Annotated in this window: 10 protein-coding genes and 1 pseudogene; all 11 read left to right on the top strand. The window is 71.7% G+C overall.

The features are described from left to right. Positions 1–186: pseudogene (locus E7Z54_RS19060) on the top strand (hypothetical protein); the annotation flags it as partial. A gap of 24 nt (positions 187–210) precedes the next feature. Continuing rightward, positions 211–774, top strand: coding sequence for a DM13 domain-containing protein (locus E7Z54_RS19055; RefSeq protein ID WP_136436306.1), 564 nt, complete (start codon positions 211–213; stop codon positions 772–774). A gap of 95 nt (positions 775–869) precedes the next feature. Then, complete coding sequence (locus E7Z54_RS19050; RefSeq protein WP_136436305.1) at positions 870–1433, top strand: DinB family protein; 564 nt, start codon at positions 870–872, stop codon at positions 1431–1433. Further along, positions 1430–1624: a DUF3046 domain-containing protein gene (locus tag E7Z54_RS19045; RefSeq protein WP_136436304.1), complete on the top strand. Its 195-nt coding sequence runs from the start codon at positions 1430–1432 to the stop codon at positions 1622–1624. Before E7Z54_RS19050 ends, E7Z54_RS19045 begins: the two co-directional genes overlap by 4 nt. Beyond that, complete coding sequence (locus E7Z54_RS19040; protein ID WP_240769789.1) at positions 1621–2931, top strand: MFS transporter; 1311 nt, start codon at positions 1621–1623, stop codon at positions 2929–2931. The genes E7Z54_RS19045 and E7Z54_RS19040 overlap by 4 nt, the downstream gene beginning before the upstream one ends. Positions 2932–3118: 187 nt before the next feature. Next, positions 3119–4168, top strand: a complete 1050-nt coding sequence (gene recA, locus E7Z54_RS19035; protein WP_136436303.1) for a recombinase RecA — start codon at positions 3119–3121, stop codon at positions 4166–4168. Next, complete coding sequence (locus E7Z54_RS19030) at positions 4152–4670, top strand: regulatory protein RecX (RefSeq protein WP_136436302.1); 519 nt, start codon at positions 4152–4154, stop codon at positions 4668–4670. Before recA ends, E7Z54_RS19030 begins: the two co-directional genes overlap by 17 nt. After that, the gene (locus tag E7Z54_RS19025; RefSeq protein WP_136436301.1) at positions 4660–5160 is read left to right on the top strand and encodes a phosphoribosyltransferase; all 501 of its coding nucleotides are present in this window, start codon (positions 4660–4662) and stop codon (positions 5158–5160) included. The genes E7Z54_RS19030 and E7Z54_RS19025 overlap by 11 nt, the downstream gene beginning before the upstream one ends. 34 nt (positions 5161–5194) lie before the next feature. Further along, positions 5195–6061: a PPK2 family polyphosphate kinase gene (locus E7Z54_RS19020; protein WP_136436300.1), complete on the top strand. Its 867-nt coding sequence runs from the start codon at positions 5195–5197 to the stop codon at positions 6059–6061. A gap of 16 nt (positions 6062–6077) precedes the next feature. Then, on the top strand, positions 6078–6845 hold the full coding sequence (locus E7Z54_RS19015) for a HipA family kinase (RefSeq protein ID WP_136436307.1): 768 nt from the start codon (positions 6078–6080) through the stop codon (positions 6843–6845). Then, entirely contained in the window at positions 6842–7252 is a 411-nt protein-coding gene (locus tag E7Z54_RS23820) for a DUF3037 domain-containing protein (protein WP_136436299.1), read from the top strand. Before E7Z54_RS19015 ends, E7Z54_RS23820 begins: the two co-directional genes overlap by 4 nt. The last annotated feature ends 172 nt before the right edge of the window (positions 7253–7424 follow it).

Here is a 7424-nt window from a genome sequence, read left to right as displayed (position 1 = left end):
GGTGGCGCGGCCGCCCTGGCACGCACCGACGTCGGCGCCCTCGTGCCGGGCCGGCGCGCGGACGTCGTGCTCCTCGACGCGCCGAGTCACGTGCACCTCGCCTACCGGCCGGGGGTGCCGATCGTGGCGCGGGTCTGGACGGGCGGCGTCGACCGAACCGCCGACGGAGATGCCGCCACGGCCTAGGCTGAGCAGGACCCAGGAGGTGTGATGAGTCGCAAGCGTGCGATCGGTCTGGCGGTGGGTGGGGTCCTCCTCGTCGCCCTCGTCGCCGGCCTGTTGCTGTTCCAGCCCTGGCTGCTCTTCATCGATGACAGGGTCGACGAGGACGACGACGCCAGCGAGGTGGTCGGCACCGCCAGCGGCGGGCTCACCGACACCAGCGTCCCGAGTGCCTCCGCCGCGGAGAGGACCCGGGTCGAGCTGGCGTCGGGCGAGTTCATCGATGCCGAGCACGGCACGTCGGGCGAGGCGATCATCTACCGCCGCAGCGACGGCACCCGGTTCCTGCGGCTCCAGGGGCTCGACACCTCCAACGGTCCCGACCTGCACGTCTGGATCACCGACCAGGAGAGCGGCGGCGGCTGCGACGGGTGCTTCGACTCCTGGGGCATCTACGACGACGGCGACTACGTGCGGCTCGGCGCGCTGAAGGGCAACCAGGGCAACCAGAGCTACGAGATCCCCGAGGGCGCCGAGCTCGGCGGGATGAGGTCCGTGGTGATCTGGTGCGACCAGTTCAACGTGGCCTTCGGGACGGCCGCGATCGGGTGACCCCGGGCCGACCCGCCCGTGACGCTGGCAGCGGTTGTACGACGGATGGCAGGAACTCGCTCGCGCGCGACAACCTGCCACGGGAGGATCTCGGCATGACCACCGAGCAGACGCCCCAGACCGAGCCTGGCGCCATCGAGCCGGACACCAAGGACTGGACCTGGGTGCTGGACCGGCCGTGCCCCGAGTGCGGCTTCACCGCCGCCGCCGTCGACACCGGCGCGCTCGCCGCCGCCCTTCGGGACAACGCCGACTACTGGACCGCGGCGCTCGCCGATCCCCGGGCCGAGCAGCGGCCCTCGCCGACGGTCTGGTCGCCGACGGAGTACGCCTGCCACGTCCGCGACGTGCACCTCGTCTTCGTCGGGCGGCTCGAGCGGATGCTGACCGAGGACGACCCGGTCTTCGCCAACTGGGACCAGGACGAGACCGCGCTCGCCGACCGCTACGACCTCCAGCGGGCTGCGGAGGTCGCCCCTGCGCTGGCCGCTGCTGCCGCTCGGGCGGCCGCGGTCTACGAGTCGGTCGCCGGCGACGCGTGGGAGCGCCCCGGCCGCCGCAGCAACGGCAGTGCGTTCACGGTCGCCACGCTCGGCCGCTACCACCTGCATGACGTGGTGCACCACCGTTGGGACACGCAGTGGATGATGGAGGGGTGAGGCATACCGAGTTCTGGGCCCGGATGGAGCAGCATCTCGGGGCCTCCTACGCCCCGGTGTGGGCGGACCAGTTCGTGATCGGGGACCTCGGCCACCGCACGGCGGCGGAGGCGCTCGACGCGGGCCTGGAGCCGAAGCAGGTGTGGCGCGCCGTGTGGCAGGTCCTCGAGCTCCCCGTGAGCGAGAGGTGACGGCGCCCGCACGCGCGCTGCCGGAGACCGGCGCTCCCGATCTCGTCGCCGCCCAGCGACGGACGGTGCGGGTGCTGGTGCTGACGCAGGCGGTCGGCGCGGTCGGCATCACGATCGGCATCGCCACCGCCTCGCTGCTGGCGCGGGACCTGTCCGGCTCGGAGACGCTCTCCGGGCTGGCGCAGACCTCGCAGGTGCTGGGCGCAGCCGTGATCTCCTTCCTGCTGGCGCCGCTGATGTCCCGCCGTGGCCGGCGCGCCGGCCTGATGACCGGGTACCTGGTGGGTGCGGGCGGAGGGGCGCTGGCCGTCCTGGCCGGTGTCCTGGGCTCGATGCCGCTGCTGCTGGTCGGCGCCGTCATGCTCGGCGCCGGCACGTCCGCCAACAACGCCGCGCGCTACGCGGCCACCGACCTCGCCTCCGCCGCCACCCGCGGGCGATCGCTGTCGATGGTGGTCTGGGCGACGACCATCGGCGCGGTGGTCGGCCCGAACCTGACCGGTCCGGCCGGCGCCTTCGCGGACGCGGTCGACATCCCGGAGCTGACCGGGCCGTTCGCGCTCGGTGCGTTCGGCATGCTGCTCGCCGCGGTGGCGGTCGGCGTGCTGCTGCGCCCCGACCCGCTGCTGCTGGCCCGCCAGGCGGCGATCGCCGACGAGTCGATGCCGGCGAGACCGCCGACCGGTACGACGTGGTCGCGTGCCCGGCAGGCCGTGCGGGAGCGACCGGTGCTCGGCTACGCGATCGCCGGGCTCGCGCTGACCCACGCCACGATGATCGGGGTGATGGTGATGACGCCGCTCCACATGGAGCACGGCGGGGCCGGCCTCGAGGTGATCGGGATCGTGATCAGCGTCCACGTCCTCGGCATGTTCGCGTTCTCGCCGCTCGTCGGCTGGCTGGCCGACCGGGTCGGCCGTCCGCAGGTGCTCGGTGCCGGGGGAGTGGTGCTCCTGGTCGCCCTGGTGCTGTGCGCGTCGGCGCCCACCGGGATGTCCTGGCAGGTGACGAGCGGGCTGTTCCTGCTCGGTGTCGGCTGGTCGCTGTCGATGGTGTCCGCCTCGACGATGGTCGCCGAGCACGCGCCGCTCGAGGCGCGCACCGACGTGCAGGGGACCTCCGACCTGGTGATGGGGCTGACCGGTGCTGCGGCCGGTGCGCTCGCGGGCGTCGTCGTGGGCCTGGCCGACTACCCGGCCCTCGCCCTGGTGAGCCTGGCCCTGGTCCTCGGCGTGCTCGGAGCGGCCGTGCGGGCCGGCGTGGAGACGCTGCGCGACACGGCAGCGGCGACACGCCGTACCTCCTGAACGACTTCGAACACCTGTTCGTCTAGGTTGGGTCGTACGGCGGTCGGTGAGCCACCAACCGTCCACAGGTACGACGCCGGGCGAGCTCGCTCCACAACGGCGACACGGCTGACCAGGCTGTGTCGGAACCTCGCCGTAGCGTCGCCGACGTACCTGGCTCCACCACGACACCTAAGGACTGAGGCACATGGCTGGCGATGACCGACTGAAGGCGCTCGACGCCGCGCTGCTCACCATCGAGAAGCAGTACGGCAAGGGCTCGGTGATGCGGCTCGGTGACGACACCCGCGCTCCGCTCGACGTGATCCCCACGGGCGCGATCGCCCTCGACGTGGCCCTCGGCATCGGCGGGCTCCCGCGTGGCCGGGTGGTGGAGATCTACGGTCCGGAGTCCAGCGGAAAGACGACGGTGGCCCTGCACGCGGTGGCCAGCGCCCAGGCGGCCGGTGGCATCGTGGCGTTCATCGACGCCGAGCACGCCCTCGATCCCGACTACGCCGCGGCGCTCGGTGTCGACACCGACGCGCTGCTGGTCTCCCAGCCGGACTCCGGCGAGCAGGCGCTCGAGATCGCCGACATGCTGATCAGGTCGGGTGCGCTCGACCTGATCGTCATCGACTCGGTGGCCGCGCTCGTCCCCCGCGCCGAGATCGAGGGCGAGATGGGTGACAGCCACGTCGGGCTGCAGGCCCGCCTGATGAGCCAGGCGCTCCGGAAGATGACCGGCGCGCTCAACAACTCCAAGACGACCGCGATCTTCATCAACCAGCTCCGCGAGAAGATCGGCGTCATGTTCGGCTCCCCGGAGACCACGACCGGTGGCCGGGCGCTGAAGTTCTACTCCTCGGTGCGCCTCGACGTGCGCCGGATCGAGACCCTCAAGGACGGCACCGACATGGTCGGCAACCGGACCCGGGTCAAGGTCGTGAAGAACAAGGTCGCCCCGCCGTTCAAGCAGGCCGAGTTCGACATCATGTACGGCAAGGGCATCAGCCGCGAGGGCGGCCTGATCGACGTCGGCGTGGAGGCGGGCCTGGTCCGCAAGGCCGGCGCCTGGTACACCTACGAAGGCGACCAGCTCGGCCAGGGCAAGGAGAACGCCCGCTCGTTCCTCAAGGACAACCCGGACCTCGCCAACGAGCTGGAGAAGAAGATCCTCGAGAAGCTCGGCGTCACGCCCACGGTCGACGACGCCTCCGACCTGTCGGACGAGCCCATCGGTGTCGACTCCTTCTGAGGATCCCGCGTTCGACCCGGACGTCGACCCCGAGTCGTTCGCCCGCAAGATCCTGCTCGACCAGCTGAGCATCACGGCGCGCAGTCGCAAGGAGCTCGAGGAGCGGCTGGCCCGCCGCAACGTCCCCGAGGACGTGGCGGGCCGGCTGCTCGACCGGTTCGAGGAGGTGGGCCTCGTCGATGACGAGGCGTTCGCTCGGGCGTGGGTCGACAGTCGCCAGCGCACACGCGGGCTGGCTCGCACCGCGCTCGCGGCCGAGCTGCGCCGCAAGGGGATCGCCGAGGAGACCGCGCGCACCGTGCTGGCCGAGGTCGATCCCGGCGACGAGGAGGACGCTGCGCGGCTCCTCGTCCGCAAGAAGCTGCGCAGCATGGGGGGTCTCGACAAGCAGGTCGCTGTGCGGCGCCTGGTCGGCATGCTCGCGCGCAAGGGGTACTCCTCGGGCTTGGCCTATGCCGTGGTGAAGCAGGAGCTCGGTGCAGAATGGGCCGATGACGACTGAGCCGGTGGCGGATCGCGAGACCCTGACCTACGAGCTGTTCGGATCCGCCGTGCACGACCTGGCGCAACAGGTGGTCGACGACGGGTTCGAGCCCGACATCGTGCTGGCAATCGCCCGCGGCGGACTGGGGCTCGCGATGGGGCTGGGCTACGCCCTCGGCGTGAAGAACCTGTCGTCGGTCAACGTCGAGTTCTACACCGGCGTGGACCAGCGTCTGGACGTGCCGATCATGCTCCCGCCGACCCCGGCTGCCGTCGACCTGACCGGCATGAAGGTGCTCATCGCCGACGACGTCGCCGACACCGGCAAGACGCTCGAGGTGGTCCGCGACTTCTTCGCCGACCACGTCGAGGAGGCGCGGACCGCGGTAATCTACGAGAAGCCCTGGACCGTGATCCGCCCCGAGTACGTGTGGCGCCGTACCGAGCAGTGGATCGACTTCCCCTGGTCCTCGACCCCACCGCTGCGGCGCACCTTGGCGAGCGGCTGACAGCGCGCGTGCCAGACCGCCACACTGGCGCATCATGAGCGTTTCGTTCCCGACCTCCGACCTCACGGCAGCGCTGCGGATCACCGAGGGCCCGGTGGACCTCTCGGCCATCGAGACCGACGTCGCGCCCGGCTTCGACGGTGACAAGGAGGACGGCAAGGCCGCGCTGTTCGCGATGGGGGCCGAGCTCGCCGACCTCCAGGAACGCCTCTTCGCCCAGGGGGTCGCCGGCGGCACCCGCAACATCCTGCTCGTGCTCCAGGGCATGGACACCTCCGGCAAGGGAGGCACGCTGCGCTCGACCGTCGGACTCGTGGACCCGCAGGGGGTCCGGATCACCTCGTTCAAGGCGCCGACCGAGGAGGAGCGTGCGCACGACTTCCTCTGGCGGATCACCCGGGCGCTGCCGCCGGTCGGCGTGATCGGTGTCTTCGACCGGTCCCATTACGAGGACGTGCTGATCGCGCGCGTGCGCGAGCTCGCGCCGGCCGAGGAGATCGAGCGGCGCTACGAGGCGATCACCGCATGGGAGGCCGACCTCGCGGCGAGAGGCACCACGATCATCAAGTGCATGCTCCACATCTCGGCCGAGGAGCAGAAGGAGCGTCTGCTCGCCCGTCTCGAGAAGCCCGAGAAGCACTGGAAGTACAACGTCGGCGACCTCGAGGAGCGGAAGCTCTGGCCCGCCTACCAGGAGGCCTACGAGATCGCGATCGGTCGGACCGCGACCGAGGCCGCGCCGTGGCACGTGATCCCGGCCGACAGGAAGTGGTACCGCAACCTCGCGATCGGCAGCCTGCTCCACGAGGCCCTGGTGGCGATGGACCTGACCTGGCCGAAGGCCGACTTCGACGTGGAGGAGCAGAAGCGCCTGCTGGCGGAGGAGAAGCCGCCGGTCTGACAGGATCGGGTCCGTGATGCCGACCGTCCGGGTGACCCGCTACGTCACCCCGCTGCGTGAGGGCGGCAGCCTGCCCGGGGTCGTGGAGGCCGAGGACCTCGGCACCTACGTCTGCAAGTTCCGCGGTGCCGGACAGGGCCCGCGGGTGCTGGTCGCCGAGGTGATCGTCGCCGGCCTGGCGCGACTGCTGGAGATCCCGACCCCCGACCAGGTGGTCCTCGACGTGGACCCGGAGATCGCGCGCTACGAGGCCGACGAGGAGGTCCAGGACCTGCTCAACGCCAGTGCCGGGCTCAACCTCGGCATCGACTTCCTGCCCGGCGCGTTCGGCTACGACCCGATCTCGGAGCCGGCCCGTGATCTCGCCGGCCGGGTCCTCTGGCTGGATGCGCTGACGGCCAACGTCGACCGGAGCTGGCGCAACCCGAACCTCCTGGTCTGGCGCGGGGTCCTGTACGCGATCGACCACGGCGCGTCGCTCTACTTCCACCACTCCTGGCCGGGCGGCACCGGGGACCCGGTGCGCTTCGCCGCACAGCCCTACGACGCCTCCGAGCACATCCTGCGCGGGTACGCCGCCGAGGCGCGGGACCAGGACGTCGTACTCGGCAAGCGGCTGGACGACGACGCCCTCCGCTCCGTGCTGGCGGAGGTCTGCGACGACTGGCTCGAGCCGGTCCCGGGGGCCGAGGACGCCGACGCGCTGCGGGAGCGCTACGTCGCCTTCCTCCGCGCCCGACTCGACGGCGACCGAGGCTGGCTGCCGGGGGAGGGTGCCGCATGAGCCCCTACCAGTACGTCTCGCTGCGCTGCGTGCCCCGCGTCGAGCGGGAGGAGTTCGTCAACGTCGGCGTCGTCCTCTACTGCCCCGACGAGGCCTTCCTCGGCGTCCGGACGGCCGTCGACGAGGAGCGGCTGCGCGCCCTGGACCCCGGCGTGGACATCGCTGCGGTCCGGTCCGCGCTCGCGGCGGTCGAGAAGGTCTGCCTGGGCGAGGCCCACGCCGACTTCGGCCCCGGCGTGCGCGCCACCGCGTACGGCGTCCGCGAGTCCCGCGACGACGCGAGCACCCGCTTCGGGTTCCTCAAGGCGCCTCGCAGCACCGTGCTCCAGCCCGGCCCGGTGCACGGCGGGGTCACCGCCGACCCCGCCCGCACCCTCGAGCACCTCCTCGAGTCCCTGGTGCTCTAGCACTCTGCTCCACGAAGGGGCGCACTCTGCGCCGCGAGAGGGCGCACTCTGCGCCCCGACGGGGCAGGGTGTGCTCAGACCGGGACGAGCTGGACCGCCCCGACGGCGTACCGAGCGAGCACGGTCCGCGCGACCTCCGGGTGAGCGCCCAGCGGCTCGGAGACCGCGACGG

It is taken from the genome of Nocardioides sp., from assembly GCF_004803405.1.
Taxonomy (GTDB): domain Bacteria; phylum Actinomycetota; class Actinomycetes; order Propionibacteriales; family Nocardioidaceae; genus Nocardioides; species Nocardioides vastitatis.
The sequence above is the reverse complement of the archived record's forward strand: the minus strand, read 5'-3'. Positions and strand labels throughout refer to the sequence as shown.

Excerpts from the sequence above, each read along its gene's own strand:
- E7Z54_RS19055 (WP_136436306.1), top strand. The coding sequence starts at position 211 with ATGAGTCGCAAGCGTGCGATCGGTCTGGCGGTGGGTGGGGTCCTCCTC.
- E7Z54_RS19050 (WP_136436305.1), top strand. The coding sequence starts at position 870 with ATGACCACCGAGCAGACGCCCCAGACCGAGCCTGGCGCCATCGAGCCG.
- recA (WP_136436303.1), top strand. The coding sequence starts at position 3,119 with ATGGCTGGCGATGACCGACTGAAGGCGCTCGACGCCGCGCTGCTCACC.
- E7Z54_RS19025 (WP_136436301.1), top strand. The coding sequence starts at position 4,660 with ATGACGACTGAGCCGGTGGCGGATCGCGAGACCCTGACCTACGAGCTG.
- E7Z54_RS19020 (WP_136436300.1), top strand. The coding sequence starts at position 5,195 with ATGAGCGTTTCGTTCCCGACCTCCGACCTCACGGCAGCGCTGCGGATC.
- E7Z54_RS19015 (WP_136436307.1), top strand. The coding sequence starts at position 6,078 with ATGCCGACCGTCCGGGTGACCCGCTACGTCACCCCGCTGCGTGAGGGC.
- E7Z54_RS23820 (WP_136436299.1), top strand. The coding sequence starts at position 6,842 with ATGAGCCCCTACCAGTACGTCTCGCTGCGCTGCGTGCCCCGCGTCGAG.